This is a genomic window from Priestia sp. SIMBA_032, assembly GCF_046535215.1.
Classification (GTDB): domain Bacteria; phylum Bacillota; class Bacilli; order Bacillales; family Bacillaceae_H; genus Priestia; species Priestia aryabhattai.
Genome location: NZ_JAWRXD010000004.1, coordinates 198,324 through 220,150, shown reverse-complemented (window position 1 = coordinate 220,150; position 21,827 = coordinate 198,324). Strand labels below are relative to the sequence as shown.

General features: G+C 37.4%; 22 protein-coding genes and 1 pseudogene. 18 read left to right on the top strand and 5 right to left on the bottom strand.

Going from position 1 to position 21,827, the window contains the following annotated elements; translation table 11 throughout:
• Positions 1-220 precede the first annotated feature (220 nt).
• The 5 genes from SB717_RS15320 to SB717_RS15300 all read left to right on the top strand — a co-directional run bounded on the left by SB717_RS15320 (position 221) and on the right by SB717_RS15300 (position 6,270).
• A complete protein-coding gene (locus SB717_RS15320) occupies positions 221-1,102 on the top strand; it encodes an HAD family hydrolase (protein ID WP_074680476.1) in 882 nt (293 codons plus the stop codon).
• Between the two features lie 580 nt (positions 1,103-1,682).
• Positions 1,683-2,507 (top strand): pyruvate, water dikinase regulatory protein, encoded by an 825-nt coding sequence (locus tag SB717_RS15315; protein WP_410904095.1) that lies wholly within the window; start codon positions 1,683-1,685, stop codon positions 2,505-2,507.
• A 120-nt stretch (positions 2,508-2,627) separates the two neighbouring features.
• Entirely contained in the window at positions 2,628-4,130 is a 1,503-nt protein-coding gene (locus SB717_RS15310) for a malate:quinone oxidoreductase (protein WP_410904093.1), read from the top strand.
• A gap of 247 nt (positions 4,131-4,377) precedes the next feature.
• Positions 4,378-5,037 (top strand): 2OG-Fe(II) oxygenase, encoded by a 660-nt coding sequence (locus tag SB717_RS15305; RefSeq protein WP_074680482.1) that lies wholly within the window; start codon positions 4,378-4,380, stop codon positions 5,035-5,037.
• A gap of 408 nt (positions 5,038-5,445) precedes the next feature.
• On the top strand, positions 5,446-6,270 hold the full coding sequence (locus SB717_RS15300; protein ID WP_410904274.1) for a thermonuclease family protein: 825 nt from the start codon (positions 5,446-5,448) through the stop codon (positions 6,268-6,270).
• Between the two features lie 68 nt (positions 6,271-6,338).
• Here SB717_RS15300 and SB717_RS15295 read toward each other — a convergent pair whose 3' ends face one another.
• Positions 6,339-6,482, bottom strand: a complete 144-nt coding sequence (locus SB717_RS15295; RefSeq protein WP_410904092.1) for a hypothetical protein — start codon at positions 6,480-6,482, stop codon at positions 6,339-6,341.
• A gap of 159 nt (positions 6,483-6,641) precedes the next feature.
• Between SB717_RS15295 and SB717_RS15290 the strand changes: the two genes are divergently transcribed.
• The 9 genes and pseudogenes from SB717_RS15290 to SB717_RS15250 all read left to right on the top strand — a co-directional run bounded on the left by SB717_RS15290 (position 6,642) and on the right by SB717_RS15250 (position 14,560).
• On the top strand, positions 6,642-7,196 hold the full coding sequence (locus SB717_RS15290; protein WP_074680488.1) for a GNAT family N-acetyltransferase: 555 nt from the start codon (positions 6,642-6,644) through the stop codon (positions 7,194-7,196).
• Between the two features lie 197 nt (positions 7,197-7,393).
• Positions 7,394-7,954, top strand: a complete 561-nt coding sequence (locus SB717_RS15285) for a hypothetical protein (RefSeq protein ID WP_182006145.1) — start codon at positions 7,394-7,396, stop codon at positions 7,952-7,954.
• 199 nt (positions 7,955-8,153) lie between these two features.
• Positions 8,154-8,736: pseudogene (locus SB717_RS15280) on the top strand (YitT family protein).
• A 312-nt stretch (positions 8,737-9,048) separates the two neighbouring features.
• Positions 9,049-9,462 (top strand): DUF4395 domain-containing protein, encoded by a 414-nt coding sequence (locus SB717_RS15275; protein ID WP_410904091.1) that lies wholly within the window; start codon positions 9,049-9,051, stop codon positions 9,460-9,462.
• A 244-nt stretch (positions 9,463-9,706) separates the two neighbouring features.
• Entirely contained in the window at positions 9,707-11,230 is a 1,524-nt protein-coding gene (gene nikA, locus SB717_RS15270) for a nickel ABC transporter substrate-binding protein (RefSeq protein ID WP_410904090.1), read from the top strand.
• Between the two features lie 2 nt (positions 11,231-11,232).
• Complete coding sequence (gene nikB, locus SB717_RS15265; protein ID WP_410904089.1) at positions 11,233-12,174, top strand: nickel ABC transporter permease; 942 nt, start codon at positions 11,233-11,235, stop codon at positions 12,172-12,174.
• Complete coding sequence (gene nikC / locus SB717_RS15260) at positions 12,171-12,977, top strand: nickel transporter permease (protein ID WP_410904088.1); 807 nt, start codon at positions 12,171-12,173, stop codon at positions 12,975-12,977. Before nikB ends, nikC begins: the two co-directional genes overlap by 4 nt.
• Positions 12,978-12,982: 5 nt before the next feature.
• The gene (locus tag SB717_RS15255) at positions 12,983-13,780 is read left to right on the top strand and encodes an ABC transporter ATP-binding protein (RefSeq protein ID WP_410904087.1); all 798 of its coding nucleotides are present in this window, start codon (positions 12,983-12,985) and stop codon (positions 13,778-13,780) included.
• A gap of 9 nt (positions 13,781-13,789) precedes the next feature.
• Complete coding sequence (locus SB717_RS15250) at positions 13,790-14,560, top strand: ABC transporter ATP-binding protein (RefSeq protein WP_410904086.1); 771 nt, start codon at positions 13,790-13,792, stop codon at positions 14,558-14,560.
• 44 nt (positions 14,561-14,604) lie between these two features.
• Here the strand turns inward: SB717_RS15250 and SB717_RS15245 are convergent, their stop codons facing one another.
• Positions 14,605-14,901, bottom strand: a complete 297-nt coding sequence (locus tag SB717_RS15245) for a hypothetical protein (protein ID WP_074680504.1) — start codon at positions 14,899-14,901, stop codon at positions 14,605-14,607.
• Positions 14,902-15,033: 132 nt separating this feature from the next.
• Here SB717_RS15245 and SB717_RS15240 point away from each other — a divergent pair, with 132 nt between their 5' ends.
• Positions 15,034-15,453: a P-loop NTPase family protein gene (locus SB717_RS15240; RefSeq protein WP_234483431.1), complete on the top strand. Its 420-nt coding sequence runs from the start codon at positions 15,034-15,036 to the stop codon at positions 15,451-15,453.
• 134 nt (positions 15,454-15,587) lie between these two features.
• On the opposite strand, the gene SB717_RS15235 is transcribed toward SB717_RS15240, so the two are convergent.
• Positions 15,588-15,899: a hypothetical protein gene (locus SB717_RS15235; RefSeq protein ID WP_410904085.1), complete on the bottom strand. Its 312-nt coding sequence runs from the start codon at positions 15,897-15,899 to the stop codon at positions 15,588-15,590.
• Between the two features lie 104 nt (positions 15,900-16,003).
• On the opposite strand from SB717_RS15235, the gene SB717_RS15230 reads away from it, so the two are divergent.
• On the top strand, positions 16,004-16,450 hold the full coding sequence (locus tag SB717_RS15230; RefSeq protein WP_410904084.1) for a DUF4385 domain-containing protein: 447 nt from the start codon (positions 16,004-16,006) through the stop codon (positions 16,448-16,450).
• Here SB717_RS15230 and SB717_RS15225 read toward each other — a convergent pair whose 3' ends face one another.
• Complete coding sequence (locus SB717_RS15225; RefSeq protein ID WP_074680508.1) at positions 16,451-17,764, bottom strand: hemolysin family protein; 1,314 nt, start codon at positions 17,762-17,764, stop codon at positions 16,451-16,453. It lies immediately after the preceding gene.
• Positions 17,765-18,033: 269 nt separating this feature from the next.
• Here SB717_RS15225 and SB717_RS15220 point away from each other — a divergent pair, with 269 nt between their 5' ends.
• Positions 18,034-20,067 carry a Na+/H+ antiporter gene (locus SB717_RS15220; RefSeq protein WP_410904083.1) on the top strand — a complete coding sequence of 678 codons (2,034 nt, stop codon included), beginning with the start codon at positions 18,034-18,036 and terminating at the stop codon, positions 20,065-20,067.
• A 60-nt stretch (positions 20,068-20,127) separates the two neighbouring features.
• On the opposite strand, the gene SB717_RS15215 is transcribed toward SB717_RS15220, so the two are convergent.
• Positions 20,128-20,664, bottom strand: a complete 537-nt coding sequence (locus SB717_RS15215) for a histidine phosphatase family protein (RefSeq protein ID WP_074680512.1) — start codon at positions 20,662-20,664, stop codon at positions 20,128-20,130.
• 263 nt (positions 20,665-20,927) lie between these two features.
• On the opposite strand from SB717_RS15215, the gene SB717_RS15210 reads away from it, so the two are divergent.
• Complete coding sequence (locus tag SB717_RS15210) at positions 20,928-21,809, top strand: M23 family metallopeptidase (protein ID WP_410904082.1); 882 nt, start codon at positions 20,928-20,930, stop codon at positions 21,807-21,809.
• Positions 21,810-21,827 lie beyond the last annotated feature (18 nt).

Genomic DNA, 21,827 nt, shown 5'->3' with positions numbered 1-21,827 from the left:
GACTGCTGTTTTATATTAAATTAGCCTAGCTGGCTATTAGTACATAAAGGCTTATTGCAAATATAAAACTTTTTCTTTATAGCGATTGTAAAATTTTAGTTGTAAGGAGAGTATTATAGTAGCTTTATAAAAGAGAAAAACAACGTACATTCATTGAGTTTAAAAATGGAAAAGTTTATACTTGCCAAGTACACTCTTTTTACAAATAGGGGGAATAAGTATGTTGTTAAAACCTAAAGCAATTTTTTTAGATATGGACGGTACGATATTAAATCGCTCCAACAAAGTAAGTATTCAAACAAAAGAAATCATTGACGAATTACGAAAACAGGGAATTTTTGTTTTTATTGCTACGGGAAGAGCGTTTGATGAAATAGAAGAGTTAGTTCCTGAAGGTTTTCAAGTGGATGGATTTATCACGTCAAATGGCATGGCAGGGTACGTAGGAAAAGAAGCAGTCTTTCAGCACTCGCTTTCGCTTCAATTGGTGGAAACTATTATTGAAAAAGCAAGAGCGAACAAGGTATACTATGAGCTTTTCCCGTATGGCACACCTCGCGTGACGTTAAAACAAGATCAGCCATATGTTGAAAATGAAATTAGAGAGCCAAAGCCAGACAGTGTGGAGATTAACGAATGGCTTTCTCGTAAACAAGCAATTAAAGAAGAAATTGACTGGAAAGATTCCGTAGAAGGAAGTGAATTTTCAAAGTTCTATTTCTTTGCAAGAACGCACGAGCATATCGATAAATGGAAAGAGGAGCTTGAAAAACTTAAGCAAGAAATCGACTTTACAACTTCTACTTCATCTAAACACAATGTTGAAGTGATGGTGGCAAACGTAAACAAAGCAACAGGAATTCAGCAAATGCTAAAACATTTTAATTTGCCCGAGCAAGACATTCTAGCAATTGGCGACAGCAACAATGATTTACCAATGTTTCAGTTTGCCAGCTACGCTGTAGCGATGAAAAATGCGCCGGATCATATTAAAGAAATTGTCGATGACGTAACGGAATTTAACTGTGACGAAAACGGCGTATCTCATTATCTTTCTAAATTTTTATTGCAAAAATCTACTAGAAGTAATCCCGTTTTATAAGAATTAATGCATGGATTGCCGAAGCATAAAGCAACGGTGAGATAGAACCAACTATTCAAAACATCGTCGTTTAGGCGGTGTTTTTAGTATATATAAGGTCAAAAGTAAACCGTTCATTATTATTAGTTATAGCACTCTTAGCTAAAAAGAATAGATGAGATTAAACCTTCTATAATGTTCTTTTTCAAATCATGTTATAAATAAATATAACTATCCTCGTGTCTACCTTTATAACACGCCGCTCAGCGAGTCGAGTCCCATCATCTAAAATCATAAATCCTTTTAACATTTAAACTTTTTCTTTCTTCAAACTTTTTATAAAATGCTGAGAAAAGGGATTGTATCTAAGTATAATTAATGCTAATATAACATTTAATGAAAATAGTATAACATATTTAGCTTTATTTTATAATTAGTATGACATAAATTCTTAATTTAATTGTTTTGTTAAAGTGTTTGTAATCACAGTGACCAGCATATTTATCTATTCATTACTATTAAATTGTGTATCTTGTAAGCTGCTAAATAAAAAATATTAGCGTTATTAAACTATTAAAATCAAAGAATAGGAAGATTTAATGTGAATAAAAGAAAAATTGTCTATATAGTTTCCGACTCAGTAGGTGAAACGGCTGAGTTGATGGTAAAAGCAGTTTTAACTCAATTTAGTGGAGAAGATATTGAAATTCAAAATACTTCTTACGTAGAAGATGAAGGAAATATTGATAATATCATTGCTGAAGCAAGGTATAATGAGGCCATCATTGCGTATACCATCGTCATCCCACCTTTAAAACAGTATCTTGACCAAAAGGCACAAGAAGAAGGAATTGTAGCCATTGATTTAATGACTCCTCTTATGATTGCCTTTAGCCAAACCTTTAATAAGGAACCCAATCTTCAACCGAGATTAACGAGAAAATTAGACGATAACTATTTTCGAAGAGTAGAAGCAGTTGAATTTGCTGTTAAGTATGATGATGGACAAGACTTCAGAGGTATCAAGCGAGCTGATCTAGTGTTGATTGGTGTTTCGAGAACATCTAAGACGCCACTTTCTATGTATTTAGCTCATAAAAGTCTTAAAGTAGCGAATATACCGTTAGTTCCAGAAGTGACGCCTCCTGATGAACTTTTTACTATTCCGAAAAATAAATGTATTGGTTTAGTTATTACACCAGACAAGCTCAATGAAATCCGAAAAGAACGATTAAAAAATTTAGGTTTAGCGTCTCAAGCCAATTATGCCAATGTAGATCGAATCCTTGAAGAGCTGGACTATGCTGAGAAAATTATGAAGCTCATTGGCTGTCCTATTGTTAATGTTTCAGGTAAAGCAGTTGAAGAAACCGCTGAAGTGATATTGAGCATGCTAAAAAAAGACAAGGTGAAAGGGTATGTATAAAAACTGCTGCTATGTAAGACAGCTAACTTGTCAGACATGCTTAATCTATAGAGAGTCAGGTAGAACAGGCCTGTTGCTAAAAGGCGCTTTTTGAAAATATAAAAGATAAGGAAGATTGTGATGAGCAATGTATATAAAAAAACAGACGTTATCTTAATTGGGGCCGGAGTTATGAGCGCAACGTTGGGATCATTACTCAAAGAGCTAGCACCTGAATGGGACATTAAAGTATTTGAGAAACTCGCAGATGCAGGAGAAGAAAGTTCGAATGAATGGAATAATGCAGGGACTGGCCATGCTGCACTGTGCGAGTTGAACTATACATCTGAACAAGCTGACGGATCTATAGATATTACAAAAGCGGTGCGAATTAATGAACAGTTTCAGCTTTCAAGGCAGTTTTGGTCGTATCTTGTAAGCAGTAATTTAATTCATAATCCGCGAGAGTTTATTATGCAAATCCCTCATATGAGTTTCGTACAAGGAGAAAAGAATGTATCTTTTCTAAAAAAGCGTTTTGAAGCGCTATCAAATAATCCATTGTTTCAAGGAATGGAGTATTCGGACCATCCTGAAAAGTTAAAAGAATGGATGCCGCTTGTCATGAAAGGCCGTACATCCCCTGAAGCAATTGCGGCAACTAAAATAGACTCGGGGACGGACGTGAACTTTGGGGCTTTAACTCGTATGTTGTTTACACATCTAAAGAGTAAAAGCGTAGAAATTAACTACAGCCACAGCGTTGAAAATCTGACACGTAACGCAGACGGCTCGTGGGAAGTAAAAGTACATGATATTCATAGCGGTAAACAGGAATATCACACGGCGAAATTTGTTTTTATCGGAGGAGGAGGCGGAAGTCTGTCTTTACTCCAAAAAACGGGTATTCCCGAGTCCAAACATATTGGAGGGTTCCCGGTAAGCGGATTATTTATGGTATGTAATAATCCCCAAGTGATAGAGCAGCATCACGGGAAAGTGTACGGGAAAGCGAAGGTTGGTGCTCCGCCAATGTCGGTTCCGCACCTTGATACACGCTATATCGACCGCAAAAAAACACTGCTGTTTGGACCTTTTGCCGGATTTTCACCAAAGTTCTTAAAAACGGGTTCAAATTTGGATTTAATCAGTTCTGTAAAACCGAATAATATCTTGACGATGTTAGCAGCAGGCGTCAAAGAGATGGGCTTAACAAAATACCTGATTCAGCAGGTGCTGTTGTCAAATGAAAAGCGTATGGAAGAGCTTCGCGAGTTTATTCCAAATGCAAAAAGTGAAGACTGGGATATCGTCGTAGCGGGTCAGCGTGTACAGGTAATCAAAGATACGGAAGCCGGAGGTAAAGGCACTCTTCAATTTGGTACAGAAGTTGTGAGTTCAGCTGATGGTTCTATCGCTGCATTGCTCGGAGCTTCGCCAGGTGCTTCGACTGCTGTTTACGTCATGCTTGAAGTGCTAGAAAAATGCTTCCCGCAGCATATGAAGAAATGGGAACCAAAAATAAAAGAAATGATTCCTTCTTACGGCTTGTCTCTGGTAGAAAATCCAGCGCTTTTTAACGAAATTCATGCTTCTACAGCACAAACGCTTGATTTAAGTAAAAAAGAACTTGTATACCGATGATTTTAGGCCTTTGACACGTATGCTTTAGATGAAAAGAATTTTTCAGGCTGCTTTATAAAGTGTTTAAAATATAAGTGAAATCTATAAGAAAAAATGAAGGAGCTTCGTTATATAACGGGCTTCTTTTTATTTATTTCCTTTACTAGCAGAATTTACTTCGTATACATGATATAATTCTTATTAGTAAGCGTTTACATATAATGAAGTGAAGAAGTGGAAAATAGCTATTTCGAGGAGCCGATAAAAGATGATTACAACTAATACATCTTTACTAACAAAAGAACAAACGATTTTTAACCATTCAGGGAATAAAATTAAATTAGAAGATAGAGAGATTAATATTGTTGCTCGATTTGAAGAGCCTCTTGTTCTAGTTTTAGGAAATGTTCTAAGTAACGAAGAATGTGATGAACTTATACAGCTATCTAAAGATAAAATGCAGCGATCAAAAATTGGCGCTGCACGTGAAGTAAACAGTATTCGAACGAGCAGCGGGATGTTTTTTGAAGAAAGCGAAAATGAGCTTGTACATCAAATTGAAAGAAGACTTTCTAAGATAATGGGACCGTCTATTGAATATGCTGAAGGCCTTCAAGTTTTAAAATACTTGCCTGATCAAGAATACAAAGCGCATCACGACTATTTCACTTCTGCAAGTAAAGCATCTAAAAATAACCGTATTAGTACATTGGTTATGTACTTAAATGATGTCGAAGAAGGAGGAGAAACTTATTTTCCTAAGCTGGGTCTTTCCGTATCTCCGGCAAAAGGAATGGCCGTGTACTTTGAATATTTTTATAGTGACGCTGAACTTAATGACCGTACTCTCCACGGTGGAGCTCCTGTTATAAAAGGAGAAAAGTGGGTCGCTACCCAGTGGATGCGCAAACAAAAAATTCGATCGTAAAAACAAAGGTTTGAAGAGCCCTATTAGCTATCGTTAGCGAGGGCTCTTATTTATGTTAAAAAAAATAGCAAGCATGTTAGTCAGTTATTATATTGAAATATTCACACTTATTCTACTTATGCGGCTATTCCTTATTCTTATAAGCCGGTAGACGATAAATGTATTTGTAGTGTAAAATATCCTCATGATTAAAAATTTGGATACACTAAAACGAAAAATGTGTTCGTGAGATAAAAATAAAATAGATGCTATTTAAAATAATGACTTTAAAACAAGCTGCGCGAAAAACTCGTGAAAGGTATTTTCACGAGTTTTTGTTTTTAGGTGATTTACACTATTTATAAAATCATTTTACTTTTATATAGTAGATAGGGAATGTGTTAAAGGAGGACCCTGGTTTTGAAAGAAATAAAAGCAATAAAAGCAATTATTTACAGCATGATCGCGATGTTTATGCTGCTTCTTACTGGATGCAGCGATGAGCAGGCAAGTCATTCAGGCACATCTTCTACCGATACAAAACAAGCAGTTCAAGTAGAAGATTCATCAGATCAAGAAGAAGATCATAGTCCTTCTAAAGCAAGTCGTGAAGATGTAGTAGGTGAGGCAGCTACGGTAGAAAGAGTGGTGGACGGTGATACGCTTAAAGTAAAAATGCTGAACGGAAAGACGGATCGTGTACGACTACTTCTTGTCGATACCCCAGAAACAAAGCATCCCAAACTAGGCGTACAGCCCTTTGGTCCAGAAGCATCTGCTTACACGAAAAAAAGGCTAGAAGGGCAGGAAATCACTCTTGAATTTGATGTACAAGAACGTGATCAATATGGACGGTTACTTGCGTATGTATGGATAGATAATGAGCTATATAATGAAGAGCTGCTAGCAAAAGGGTTAGCCCGCGTAGCAGTATTTCCGCCTAATACAAAATACGTAGATGAATTTAAGAAAATACAGGAGCAGGCTCGAAAAAGCGAAAAAGGCATCTGGAGTATTGAAAACTATGCCCAAGAAAAAGGCTATAATACGGATGCTGTAAAAAATCAGTCCTCTTCTAATAAAAAAGATACTCAATCTGCCACAAGCTGTGAAGGTAAAATAAAGGGAAATCAAAACTCCAAAATTTATCACGTGCCAACAGGGGCGCACTACAATCAAACTATGAATAACGTCATTTGGTTCTGTACTGAAAAAGATGCACAAGAAGCAGGATACACAAAAGCAAAGAACTAACAAAGAAATTCAGTAATTACTGAGTTTCTTTTTTTTGTGAACTCACTAAAGGTTTGCTATAGGGTTGGCTAAATACCATCCAACAAAGAGCGGCCGATCCGTATAAGAAGGCGCAGTGGCCATATGAGCAGCTGAGGCACTTGTAAAAGAATTTCTGCTAAAACTTCCCATCCACTTAACGTAGTATCTTTCTGCTGACAGTGTTTTTTCATAGTCATCATCCATTCATTTGAAAATATACATTAATTATACAACGAAAGGAAGATTAGGAGTTAATTTTTTCTTTCTTTTCTTTTTCGTGTTAAAGTAGATAGGTAAGAAGTTTTGCTATAAATAACGCAAGCGAAGAGAATAAAGGGAGTTTGAAAATCGTGAAAATAAGGAAAGCAAGAAAAGAAGATGCTTCTGCTGTAACGGAATTACTTTATGACATGCTTGGCAGTATTGCACGCTCTCATACGGCGGCTACAACGAATGAAGAAGCGCTTTTAAGACTTAAAGCGTTTATTCTGTCTGAGAAGAATCGCTATAGCTATCATCATATTACAGTCGCAGAAGTCGATGAGAAGGTAGCTGGACTTATGCTTTGCTACGAAGGAAGTATGTTACAAACGCTTTATGAACCAGTTAAGCGTTTTGTACGTGCTAAACTTAATAATCCAGCGTGGGAAATTGATATAGAAACTGAACATGGAGATTATTATATTGACTCTCTATGTGTAGATGAAGCTTACCGCGGAAAAGGGATAGGAACGGCTCTTTTAAATGTAGCCAAGCAAGAAGCCAAAAAGCGTAAGATGTTTTTATCGTTAAACGTTGAATATAATAACGTAGAAGCCAAAAAATTGTATCAGCGTATAGGCTTTCAAGAGCATAAAACCATTTTTATTGATAAAAAACCATTTTTTTATATGAAGACTGCCTGATCATCTTTACGGTAGTATTTTTTGTGATAAAATGGATATATAAGTAAAATAATAAGAACCAACAGCTCAGCACTTTTGCTGAGCTTTCCTGTAAATCGCGTAAACGTATCAAAATGGAAAGAATCGTACATCCAATGGACCATAAGCAAGCGGTCATGAAAGTATGTTTGCTGATGTGCCACATGAAAGGAGCGTGCATGAACATCAGAGATCTTCCGTTTAATATGAGTTATCGATTTAATGAACAGCTTCGAGAAGTTCCGGTTAACCCACACCAAATGAAGCAGGGAATTATCTATTTAAAGAAACGAGCTCTTGAAGAAGAAGATGAGTGTGCCGCTGCTAAAACATATGGACATATTGGTGTATATGAGCGCATACTTGGAGAATTAACGAGCAGCGAAAGACACTTGCAGCTGGCCATTTATCTATATGACCGACATGCTGATACAATAGGTGAATTTTTGAATACGATCCGACTTGGACATACATATCACTGGCAAGAACAGTGGGATAAAGCGAATGAAACGTTTCAGCTACTCATTGAACAATTAAAAACGGATGAAGACCTTCACATATATGAAGACTTTGTCTATCAACATTATGGAAAATGCTTACTTGATCAGCGGGTTGTTTCCAGAGCACATCACTATTTTCAACGCGCGTTAGAAATTCGATTGAAAAAAGGCGATAAAGAATTGATTGAGTCGACTAATTCCTGCATCCGTCTTTGCTTAAATAAATTAAAGCATTCCTAGTATACATAAAAGATAAATGACTCATAGCCTTGGTTACACATAATGCATAAACTTTCCGTTTGACAAACGTATGTGGACATATTATAGTCATGCATGGCAATTTAAGAATACGTAATATAAAAACTAAACATAAGCGTCTCTTCTCTTTTGGAGAAGGGGCTTTTTTATGTGAATTTTTATGCCGAGGAGGGTTTAATCGATGAGTAAAACAGTAAAAGATATCATCTTTTTATTAATAGGTTCGTTTGTATTTTCACTTGCCGTTAACATGTTTGTCATTCCAATAGGACTAGGTGAAGGAGGCGTTACGGGTATATCCATTATTTTATATTATACAACGCATCTTTCAACGGGTGTCACTAACTTTATTCTAAACGGTATGTTGCTTATCGTAGGGTATAAATTTTTAGAGAAAAAAACGATCGTCTATACGATGATTACGATTATTGCTACATCTATTTTTCTTCACGTAACTGAAGGTTGGGCTCTTCATCTTCATGAAGAGCTCATTGGCATGGTTTTTGCCGGTGTACTGCTAGGCGTTGGAATTGGGATGATTTTGCGCGTTGGTGGAACAACAGCAGGTTCAGCCATTATTGCTCGAATTGATTCTAAACGGTCGAGGGAACTATACAAAAGAATCAAAAGAAATCTTGTATGTGGTCATTAATAAACAAGAACTTCTTAAACTTAAAAAGCTGATTAAAAAAATTGATGAGGAAGCATTTGTGATTGTACATGATGTACGAGATGTAATTAGAAAAGGCTTTCTAAGCGCATAAAGCTATGGTTCTTGGCAATTTTTTCTGACGTTGGTGTTCTCCGAAAAAGTATGATATAAGTGTGTCTAGAGACAATTCAATATACGAAAGGAAGAACCCATATGCGTAATAAAAGGCATGTAAAGCGTCTTCTTCAACGTCGAATTCGTTCTTTACGATACGTTGTCTTGATTTTATTTACGATACTGATCTTAAAGTACGTTAGTGAAATTATGTAACTTCTTTGTATGAGTCTTGTCGCTTATTTGGAGTGCTTTTTCTTTTAGATTAGTAAACCAATTTATATAATGGGTTTTAAGAAGGAGGAGTTCCATGAGCATTCCCAAACCATTAGTTAAGCTTAATCAACTCTTTATCATTATAACGGTTTTGACCGCTTTACTTGCGGCAAAGTGGCTTTTACTTTTGCCTTTTCTCGTTGGAGTAGTCACACTTGCAACAAAGCGTAATCCTGTAATCATGGCAGGAAAAAAGCTTCTTAAAAAACCTGCTTCTTCTTATCAGATGGAAGACCGGGATCAGCAGCTTTTTAACCAATGGATTGCAACTATATGTATCGGGATTGCTTTCGTTTCATTTTTACTTGGTTATACGCTTATCGGCTATGTATTTAGTATAATGGTAATTCTTGCTGCAGGTGGAGCACTGATGGGGTATTGTATAGGCTGCACGATTCGTTATCGATATATGATGTGGAAATATAAAAGAAAAAAACATGCTGCATAAACAAAGCCTCGAGAAGGCTTTGTTTTTTTTGTGCTCATTTGTATGCGTTATCAATAAATTCAATCATCATAACGGGTGAAAATAGGTGTTAGAGCACCTTTATCCTTTAAAAACCTTTGTTGACAAAGTAAGGTAAACAAATTAAACTTTTTATGATAATAATAATCGTTACGATTTAAAGGAGGGAAAGTATAGTTAGAGACAGTACATAAAAAGGATAGCTTTTAATGAAGGAAGGGTTTATATGAGAAAAAAGATAAGTCTGCTATGCTTAACGCTTGCTACGATAGGTATGCTAGCGGCATGTTCGAGTAAATCTGCGAGTACCGGACAAGAGAGTGAAACGAAATCACTTACTTTTGTATCGAATTTTCCAAGTGATACGCTCGATCCTCAGCTAAATTACACAACTGTACGAGCCGGCATTGCGGAAACACTAGTCAAAGTGAATGAGCAATTACGGATTGAACCATGGCTCGCAAAGAAATGGAAAACAGAAGATAATGGGATGACCTGGATATTTGAGATTAGAGACGGGATTACATTTCAAAATGGCAAAGTTCTGAATGCTGAAGCCGTGAAACATTCGTTAGAAAGAACGATAAAACAAAATGAAGCAATGAAAAGTGCACTTAAAATTAAAGAAATGAAAACCAGTGGCCAAATCTTGACCATTATAACAACAGAGCCGCTTGCCACGCTGCCTTCTGAACTTGTTCATCCAAACACGGCAATTATTGATGTAGATACTTCAGATATAAAAAGTAAACCATTGGGAACGGGACCATTTAAAGTAGCTTCGTTTAAACCGGATAATGAAATGAAAGTAAAAAAATACAAAGAATACTGGGGCGGGGAACCAAAATTGGATGAAGTTGTGTTAACATTTAATGATGATGAAAATGCACGAACTTCCGCTTTACAATCGGATGAAGCTGATATTGTATATCGTCCGGCAATTGAAAGCTTAAATACATTAAAACAAGATTCGTCTATTGTAGTAGATATACAGCCGAGCCTCAGAAATCAAATGTTTTTCTATAATTCAAAGCAAGAAGCATTTAAAGATAAAAATGTGAGAAAAGCGTTTGATGTATTACTGAATCCAAAAGATGTTGTGGACACAGCGCTTGCAGGTCAAGGGTCACCAGCAAAAGGTCCATTTTTAGAGAGTTTGGATTTTTCGAACGATCAAAAAACGAAAATCTATGGACCAAGTGAAGCTCAAAAATATTTAGAAAAAGCCGGTTATATACTCAAGGATGGAAAAGCAATAAAAAATGGGAAACAGCTTTCTTTTAAGCTTGTTACATATCCTTATCGTCCGGAACTGCCTTTAATGTCACAAATGCTTCAGTCAGAAGCAAAAAAGATTGGCGTAAAGATAGATATTCAACAAGTTGAAAACATGGATGAGTATATGACAACAAAAGATGATTGGGGAATGGTCACATATAGTCTAATAGCGGCGCCTCGAGGAGACGCAGGATATTTCTTTAATGCTCTTTATATGGAGGGAGGAGCATTTAATGTAGGACATTTTCATGAACCAGCATTAACTTCCATTATTGATGAGCTTAATAAAACGGTTGATCAAAAACAGCGCGATAGGTTAGCAAGACAAGCCGAAGAAATAGCAGAAAAGGAAACGCTGCATTCTTCGATTGTTCACCCGAACAATTTTGTAGCCTATAAAGACAATGTGAAAAATTGGGTTACAACCAAAAGTGAATATTATGTCATAACAAAGGATTTAGATGTGAAGTAGATATGAAATTAATTGGTAAAAGAATAATAGAATTACTCATCTTTTTAGTTATCCTATCGTTTCTCAGCTTTGTTTTAATGAAGCTAGCTCCAGGAGATCCGGTTAAGCAAATGCTTCGTGTGGAAGACGTGGCAGTTTCTGAGGAACAAATGAATAACTTGAGAACAGAACTAGGACTTAATGAACCCGTATATATTCAATATGTAAAATGGCTGACGCGTTTTTTTCAGTTTGATTTAGGGTCTTCGTATATGACAAAAGAGCCTGTCATCGATGAATTGGTAGAGAAGTTTCCGGCTACGCTGCGCTTGACGGCTGCATCTTTGGTTGTGATGCTGTTAATAGCTGTGCCGCTCGGAACGCTATCAGCACTATATCCAAATAAGTGGATTGATTACCTCAGCAGAAGTATTTCCTTACTTGGAGCGTCTATTCCAAGCTTTTGGCTCGGTCTTTTGTTTATACAGCTGTTCTCTGTACGTCTTCAATGGCTTCCTTCAATGGGTACAGGCACAGCAGCTCATCTTGTGCTGCCTTCTTTAACGCTTGGTTTTGCCATGTCCGCTGTGTATATGCGAATGATTAGAGCTAGTCTGCTAGAAGGATTGAAACAAGATTTTGTACGATCTGCTCGAGCAAGAGGAATCAGTGAAAGCCGCATTTTTATTTTCCATGCGTTTCGGTATAGCTTAACACCCATCCTTACCATTTTAGGAACGAGCTTAGGCAGTTTGCTTGGAGGAACGGTTATTATTGAAGTGCTTTTTGCTTATCCTGGAATTGGAAAATTAGTTATTGATGCGATTATGAATCGTGATTATCCTGTGATTCAAGGGTATATTTTGTGGATGGGCCTGTTTGTTGTTTTAATTAATTCACTTGTGGATTTGAGCTACAAATATGTAAATCCCCAGCTCTATATAAAGGGAGGGGATAAAACGTGAAAAAGCCGCAGCTTCCTTTTGTAGTAATAAGCGTTTGTGGTATTGCGCTTATTTTATTTTGTCTGTTTGGAAGTCAGCTAACATCAATGGATTCTACACAAGTCAATATGCAAGACCGGCTTCAAAAAGCCACCAGTGATCACTGGCTAGGGACTGATCACTTAGGCAGAGATCTTTTTTCACGAATCATAGCTGGAGCTCAGACTACGATTGGAACTAGTTTTCTTGTCTTAGCTCTTTCTCTTTTGATTGGAGTCCCGGTTGGTTTAGTTTCAGGGTATATTGGAGGAAAAATAGACCGCTTTTTAATGAGAATTGTAGATGCTTTTTTAGCTTTTCCTGATTATATTGCAGCCATTGTCTTAAGCGGGCTGTTAGGGCCCGGATTATTTAACTTAATTGCTGCGATGGTTATTGTAAAGTGGGTTAGTTATGCAAGGGTAGTGCGCAGTATTGTGCTTCAAGAAAAGTCGAAAGAATATGTGCTGGTTGCTAAATTAAACGGAGTGGGAACAGTTTCCTTAATCTTGCGCCATTTTCTTCCACATGTGGGAGGACATATTCTTGTTCTTGCTACGCTGGATATAGGGAAAATTATTTTAATGATGGCTTCATTATCCTATATTGGATTAGGGACTCAGCCGCCTACTCCTGAATGGGGAACGATGCTAAATGAAGGCAGGGCCTACTTTTACAATGCTCCGCAGCTAATGTTCATACCTGGCGCAGCGATTATTCTGTTTGTGCTGACGTTTACAGCTTTAGGTGAATATATTCGAGGAAAATATCAAGTTAATCAGTAAAAGAGGTGGTCGTCATCGTGTTAGAAGTAAAACATCTAGCCATTCATAATAAAACAAAACAAATTGTAAAAGACGTTTCTCTTGCAATCGAACAAGGACAGTGGATGGCGCTCGTTGGAGAAAGTGGAAGTGGGAAAAGCATCACTGCTGCTTCGATAGGAGGACTGCTGCCTTCAGGTGTAACGCTTAAAGGAGGTTCTATTACCTTTAAGCAGAAAGGAGAGGCGCCTATCCTTGGAAAAGATATTTCGTATATCTTTCAAGACTATCGAAGTGCTTTTACTCCTTTTTTAACAATTGGAAAGCAGTTTGATGAAACGATTCGTACACATACTAAGCTGTCTAAAAAAGACAGGAAAGCCGCTATATTTCAGGCTTTAAAAGCTGTGAATTTACCTGATGAACGCGTGTATAAAAGCTATGCTGCTCAGCTGAGCGGAGGACAGCTTCAGCGAGCAGCGATTGCTTTAGCGCTGGTGATGAAGCCTGCCTTGATTATCGCAGATGAACCAACTACGGCTTTAGATAGCGTGGCAGCAGCTGAAGTTCTTCAGTTGCTGTATAAGCTGAAAGAAGAAGCAGGCTGTGCCATTTTGTTTATTACCCATGACTTGCGTCATGTGCGGAAATATGCGGACCGGGCAGCCATTATGCTAGCAGGAGAAATCGTGGAAGAAAACAGTATCGAATCTCTGCTTCGCGCTCCGCATCACTTTTACACAAAAAAACTGTTTAACGCCATTCCTTCTTTACAGAAAACGCCTGCTCGATTGTTAGATACGCAGAAAAAAGTGTTGATATAGGAGTAAAATATGAAAGAAAAAAGTATATTACGCGTCACGCAGCTTGTGAAACAGTATAAAGCCGTCACAGCACTAAATAATGTTTCTCTGCATATCGATAAAGGGGAATGTGTAGGGATTGTCGGAGAAAGTGGAAGCGGAAAAAGTACGCTTGTAAAAAGTGTGCTAAGGTTAACAGAAATTCAGCAGGGAGAAGTATGGTTTGAAGAAAAACCTCTTCACCGGTTAAAAGGAAAAAAACTGCAGCAAGCTCGTCTAGGCATGCAAGTGGTATTTCAAAACCCCGCGGCTTCTTTTAATCCGAAAGTGAAAATCATCGATTCTTTGCTCGAGCCTTTGCGGCAGCAGCGAACCGTTCCTTCAATTTTCTCTCATGTGAGCAGGAATGAAAAAGAAATCGCTTTTTATTTGTTAGAAAAAGTCGGGATTAGCGCAGAATATGCGTTGAACTATCCTCATGAACTCAGCGGAGGACAGCTTCAGCGTGTAGCGATTGCGCGTGCCATTAGCGTAGGTCCGTCTTTGGTACTGTTAGACGAACCAACAGCGAGCCTTGATGTTACGGTACAAGCAAAGATTTTAAATTTATTAAAAGATTTACAGGAGACGTTTCAGCTGTCTTATCTTTTTATTTCACATGATTTAGCGGCAGTAAAATTTATGAGCAGTCGCATGATGGTTATACAGCAAGGCGAGGTTATCGATCAATTTGACCGTGCACAGCTATTTGATAAAAACAGGCATCCCTATACAAAAAAGCTTGTGCGTTTATTTGAATAGAAAATAAACGCACAAGCTTTTTTATAAATGAGAGTGAGACAAAGTCAAGGACGCGGCGGTGGAGTATGCATATGGAGAAAGTGATAGCCTGATTGGCAAAGCATGATAAAACTAATGGTGAGTACAACGAGAGGAATTATCTTGTTTCTTCCTCGTTCTTCATATAGTCCGGCTGCGCTTAACAGGAAGCCAATAGCAGCTAAAGGAGGAGAGGCGCGAAAGAATAGATCTGCAGCGGTAAACCCTTGGTTTGTATATTTATAATAAAAAAATAGACCCGTAATCAATAACAATAGTCCAATCCAAAACAGCGTAAGTTTTCCAAAAAGGGTTTTAGGCACTGTGTTTTCACTCCTTCTGTCAGTCAAGTACCATAAAATACTAGCATAAAACGTTCTGGTTTGCATTAGAGAAAAGGAACTTGAATGATACAATATATGTGAAAAATAGGCTTGAAGTAGGGGACATGAAGTATGCAAAGCGCTCCATGTAAAAAAATACATATCGTCGGATCGGTTGGAAGTGGAAAAACGACTTTTACTCGTTTGCTAGCTCATAAATTAAAACTTCCTCACTATGAACTTGATAATGTTATGTGGGAACGAACACAAGAAGGAGATAAAAGAAGAAGTGAAGCGGATCGAAAAAAGTGTTTACATCATATTATAGCTTCAAAAGAATGGATCATAGAAGGCGTACATTATATGTGGGTGAGAGAAAGTTTTGATAAAGCTGATTTTATTATTTTTCTCGATACGCATTATTTAAAAAGAGTTTGGTTTATTCTAAGAAGGTATGTTCTGCAAAAAGCTAAAATAGAAAAAGCAAATTATGCACCGACGTTTTCTATTTTCATTAAAATGTTTCAGTGGAATGCGGACTTCGAAAAGTAAAGTAAATCTGAAATTTTGCATATCCTTCGTACTTCATATAGCGATAAACTCATAATAGTGAAAAAGAGAAAAGAGATAGAGCATTTTATATCGTAAGAAAACGCCGCTCAGTTGATGAGCGGCGTTTTTTGTTTTTATTCTATCGGCATAGACGCGCATTTTTTCTCACAAGCTTTTGCAAGGTTTTTGAGAAGCTGATTAAGAAACTCTTTGTCCATTTTAAGCCACTGTTCTTTTTGCAGTTCTTTTACGATGTAGGAAGAAAAAATCCATACGTCGTTTTTGATGGCAGAGCGATTTGTTTCAGCGATTACGGTTAATGCCTTAATGATAGCAGACATCACGGAGACATCTTCTTTTCCATAATGGCGAATTTGATAGAAAGCTCCCGTACCATGATTTAATAAGTTCGGACTTCTTTTAGCATGGAGAAAAAAGTTAGTCATACTTATCCACCTATTATTACCCGCATCTGCATGTGAAAAACTTCTTTAAGAAAAGTTTTACCATTCATTTGTAAAGGGTAGAGATTAAAAAGGAGGGAAGAGCCGTGGCATTTGATTATTCACTTGACTTTGAACATATCGATTTTAGAAAACATCCTGAAAAGTATAGAGTAGGAAAAGGAGAACAAGGAGTTCTCCTTGTTGAGCCGTATAAAAGTGAAATTCTTCCTCATTGGCGCTTTCGAACACCTGAAATTGCTGAGGAATCTGCGGAGGCCATCTATCAGCTTTTTTTAACCTACAAAGAAAAAAACGATTTTGTTGGAATGGACATGGCCCGGAAATTTCTCCAAATGGGATACACGCGATCCAGGCGCTACGCGAACTACAAAGGCGGAAAGAAATACAGCAAAGACGGAGAGCGTAACGAACGGCAAATTGATGAACAAAAAGCAGAATCGGCATCTATTTTTATGGAAAAATGGAAGGAGGTACGAGAGAATAAAGAGTACTTGCAATTGAAAAAAGAGCATCAAAAAAAGTACGGATAATCAGCTGGGATCCGTACTTTTTTCCTTTGTTATTTCGATTCGTTTAATATGGTGATGTTCAATATCAATGACTTTAAATGAAAAACTTTCATTTTTGATGCTATCACCTTTAGCGAGATCAAACTTTTCGGTCAGCATCCAGCCGCCAATGGTATCAACATCTTCTTGTTCAATATTTGTTCCGAGTAAATCATTTACTTCTTCAATCAACACTTTCGCATCTAGTACGTAGTGATTTTCATTAATTTTGTGTACGTCCGGTATTTCATCATCATCAAATTCATCACGAATTTCACCAACAATTTCTTCTAAAATGTCTTCTACCGTTACAAGTCCTGTTGTTCCTCCGTACTCGTCTATTAAGATGGCCATGTGAATTCTGTCCCTTTGAATTTTAAGCAATAAGTCGTAAATGGCGATGGAATCAATGACTTGAATGATGGGTTTCATATACGTTTGCACGGTACGCGGTTTAATATCATCTTCTTTTATGTAATCCGCTAATATTTCTTTAATATTAACTAATCCCACCACTTGATCTTTGTTCCCCTCTACAACTACTGGATAGCGAGTATATTGCTCTACTCTAGCCATCTTTAAGAATTCTTCTATCGTTTCATCTGCTGATACGCTAACAATTTCTGTACGAGGCACCATGATTTCTTTAGCCGTACGGTTATCAAATTCAAAAATATTATTCATGAACTTAAATTCCGATTGATTAATTTCACCGCTCTCATAGCTTTCAGATAAAATAATTCTAAGTTCTTCTTCACTATGAGCTACTTCATTTTCAGAAGCTGGCTTCAGGCCGAATAATCCGACAACGCCTCTTGCTGAGTGGTTTAAAAGCCAAATAAACGGATAAAGTAGCTTAGAAAAAAGAATAAGAGGACGGGAAAATAACAGCGTCACTTGTTCGGCTTTTTGAATCGCCACTGTTTTGGGCGCAAGTTCTCCAGCTACCACATTTAAAAATGTGACAATCGAAAAAGCAAGAACAAAAGATATGACATGCGAAAGTGATGTAGCAAAAGGAAGCATGTCAATAAGGGGCTCTAATAAATGACCTACCGTAGGTTCACCTATCCAGCCTAGACCCAGTGCGGTAACCGTAATGCCCAGCTGCGTGGCTGAAAGATAACCATCTAAATTTGATACTACTTTTTTTGCTGCTAAAGCGTTCCTGTTTCCTTCTTCAACTAACTGGTCGATTCTAGTCGACCGTACCCTAATGACGGCAAATTCCGTTGCAACAAAAAAGGCTGTTAATATGATTAGTACGATGAATAAAATGACATTGACTGTTTCCAAATTTATCTCCTTACCCCGTTGAAACGGATAAGGGAACACCTCCCTTATAAAAGTTTGATGAGTTGATTTATATGGTAAATAAAGAATATCATGTATACTGTTCCCTTAATGTCAGTAGAAATAAACTTACCGAAAAGAAAGAGCACTTTTTAATAACCCACAACATTTTTTGGCAGAAAAAGCGTAAACTAAACACTATAAAATGAATGAAAAGAGATAACGTGATACCTTTAAAAGGATGTAAATAGAAGTAGGAGTCGATTGTTTTTATGGAATTTTTTCTGACGATATTAGTCTTATTGGCTTTGATTGGTCTATCTAATATCATTAATCATTTTGTACCATTTATTCCTGTTCCCTTAGTTCAAATAGCTTTGGGAGCAGGGCTTGCTATCTTGCCATTTGGCGGGGATGTACATTTAGAGCCTGAGTTATTTTTTATTTTATTTATTGCTCCGCTATTATTTAATGACGGGAAAAACGTGTCAAGAGCTGCTCTTTGGAAGCTTCGCACACCTATTTTATTACTAGCGCTGGGACTGGTTTTCGTAACGGTGGCAGCAGGAGGGTATCTAATCAATTGGCTCATCCCTTCCATTCCGTTACCGGCGGCATTTGCACTAGCCGCTATTTTGTCCCCAACAGATGTAGTGGCTGTTGGAGCTATGGCGAGCCGAGTAAAGCTGCCTAAGCGAATTATGCATTTGCTTGAAGGTGAAGGGCTGATGAATGATGCCTCTGGCCTTGTAGCGTTTCAAGTAGCAGTAACTGCTACCGTAACGGGCGTCTTTTCAATAGTAGATGCTACATTTCAGTTCCTTTGGGTAGCGCTGGGCGGTTTGTTTGTAGGAGCATTTATCGCTTTTCTGATTATCAGACTGCGTGTACTTGTTCGACGTTTAGGAATGGAAGATATTACGATTCATATGTTAATACAAATTTTAACTCCATTTGTTGTCTTCTACATTGCTGAACACTTTCATTTGTCAGGAATCTTGGCAGTTGTAGCAGGCGGCATTGTGCATGCGATTGAGCGCGACCGAGAGGAATCACCTAACCAGCAGCTTAAAGTAGTATCAAAAAGTACTTGGACGGTTATTTTATATTTGTTAAATGGCTTGGTGTTTGTACTGCTTGGTCTGCAAATACCAAAAGTAGCGAAAGCAATTATTCAAGATCCAAACTTTAATAATGGACAAGTGCTTCTTTATATTTTGATTATTACTGTCTTTTTGCTTGTACTACGATTTATTTGGGTGATGGTGTCATGGTCAGTAGGCTGGTATTACAAAAATAACAAGCACCTAAAACCTGAGCCCCGGTCTATTGGCATTATTACGGTTTCAGGTGTACGAGGAGCTGTTACCTTAGCCGGAGCGTTTTCGATTCCTTATACGCTTGAGAACGGCAGTGATTTCCCGGAACGCTCTTTGATTATTTTTCTAGCAGCAGGCGTTATATTGTTAACCTTAGTTGCGGCAAGTATTCTTTTACCTGTCATTGCGAAAACAGAAAAGGCGCCGAAGAAGCCTGAGCGCAATACAAAAGAGGTCAAAGCCCGCATTAAAGTGCACAAAGCTGCTATTCAGCGGTTAAAAAGAGAAATGACCGAGGAAAATCGTGGAGCAGCCCTTTCTTTAATTTCAACGTATAATACAACGATTAATAACATCATCGTTAAAACTCATCCTTTAGAAGCCTCTGAAAACAAACAGTATGAAGAAGAAATTCGATTGCTGGCTCTTCAGGCCAAGGGAAAATTGGTGGAAAAGCTATTAAAAGAGGAAAAAATAGACCGTGAGACAGCGTATATTTGTTTGGAACATACGCACAAGCTTGAAATGGCTGTAACCAATCGTGTAAGGTACAAATTATTGGTAAGCTGGATGAGGTTTAAAAAAGTTTTATTATTACTAGTCCGAATTTTTTCACCGAATAAGCAGGCGTTAAGAAAACAAAGCCTGCGCAGAAGAACCAAAGTGAACAAAGTACGTATTCAAATGATTGAAGAAGCGATAAAGGTCATCAAAGAAAATATGAACGAAGAAAATCGAATGATTTCACTTGCTATTATTAGTGAATATCATAGATCTATGGCGAGACTTAGAAAAGAGAGTACGGAGTATAATTCACGCAAACGTAAAAAAACAACGAGAGATTTATGTTATAAAGCGTTTCATACCGAGCGGGAAACGGTGCAAGAGCTTTATGAAAAAGGAGAAATCACACGTGAAATCGCTCATAATATCCGCAAAGATATCGCTTTGCGTGAAGCACTAACAATTGAAGAAAATGGTTATTAAAAAGTCGCAGGGACTGATCTCTGCGACTTTTTTAGGAAAATTTTTCTGATGATCTTCATTCTATTGCTTTTCAAAAAGATAAAGCTTTCCGTTAACAGCAATATCAAACCGAGGTCCTTTAAAGCCACGTTTTATAAGTTCTTTACGCATAAACTTCATAATTCCTCCGTGGCTGACAATCAGCAAATCGTCTTCTGACTCGGAAATAGCGCGATCTAGCACTGCTGCTACTTTTCTCTTAGTCTCAGCCATATCTTTACGAACTTGTTTGTTGATGAGTCCGGACATGCGAAACAGTAATACCCAGAGAATAAAAGGAAGTTTGAATTTTAATGGAATAATAGGCATAGGTATTTCTCTAAGCTCCGGAAGAAGAGTGATCTCTTGTTTATAAATATGCTTTGCCGTTTTGTGTGCTCGCGGCATATCGCTTGAAAAACAGCGTTTCCATTGGATATTATTTAAATCAGTCTCTTCATACGTAATATCTGATTCATCATATTCCTGAAACCAAGCCACTAGTTCATCGGTGGATAAGCGGTGGTTTTCTGGAAGCCCTTTGTTTACTTTGTAATGACGTACTAATGCTACTTTCATTGTGAAATCTCCTTAAAATTTAAGCGCCAAAAATACTTACTCGGCGCAGCTTGATTTTTTTATTTAACGTTATTTTCATCATACTGCACCTCCTTTCAAATATTTGTAAAATAAGTATAAAATGGATTGAGAAAATTGTAAATACGGCATAGAAGAAGATTTTCAGATAGAATAATTGGAAAATGAAACCTTTTTATAAGATAAAACGTATTACTTATAGATAATTCAAACAAATTGAAATACATATAAAAGGGTGGATTACAATGATGGAGACAGAGACAAAAGTAAATATCAGAGAAGAGTTTGGAACTTTATTTGCAGAAGGGGATTTTAAGAAGCTTTATGATTGTGTAAGCGAAGAGTTTAAACGTCAAGTTTCTCTTCAGCAATTTTTGGAGCAGAGCAGATTGTTTAATCAAGGAGAACAGTTCTACAGACTAGAAACAAATCTTTATTTAACTCCTCAAATTGAGCAGTTTATTTGGTTAAATTCTACGCAGACAAAAGCCATCAGCGTTATGTTTGATGAACATAACATTATACAAGCACTTGTGATTGCTCCTATAGAATCATTTTCAGAGAGAGATCGATGGACTACAAACAAATATACGATGCCGATTCAAAGTGAATGGTTTGTCTATTGGGGAGGAAAGCATGAGGTGTTGAACTATCACCATCCAGTCGAAAACCAAAGGTATGCGTATGGTTTAGTCGTGCAAAAAGGAAAGAAAAGCTATAAAAATGGTGGAATGAAAAACGAAGATTACTATGCCTATGGAAAAAAGGTTGTAGCACCGCTAAAAGGAGTTGTCGTTTCAGCAGCTGACGGCCAAGAAGACAATGAACTTGGGCACACCAATAAAGAAAATCCCTTAGGAAACTACGTTATTATTGAGCATGAAAGGAAAGAATACAGTGTGCTTGCACATTTGAAGAAAGGGTCGGTTTCTGTGAAAAAAGGAGATGTAGTTCGTAAAGGAAAGCTGCTTGGAAGATGTGGAAATTCTGGAAATTCATCTGAGCCCCACATTCATTTTCACGTCATGGATGCCTCTGACATCGAAACGTCAAAAAGTTTGCGAATTCAGTTTCATGCGGCTATTGAACCGATTCGCGGAGATACGGTTATTCCATTTTTTTATTGATTAAAAGCCATAGCGTTT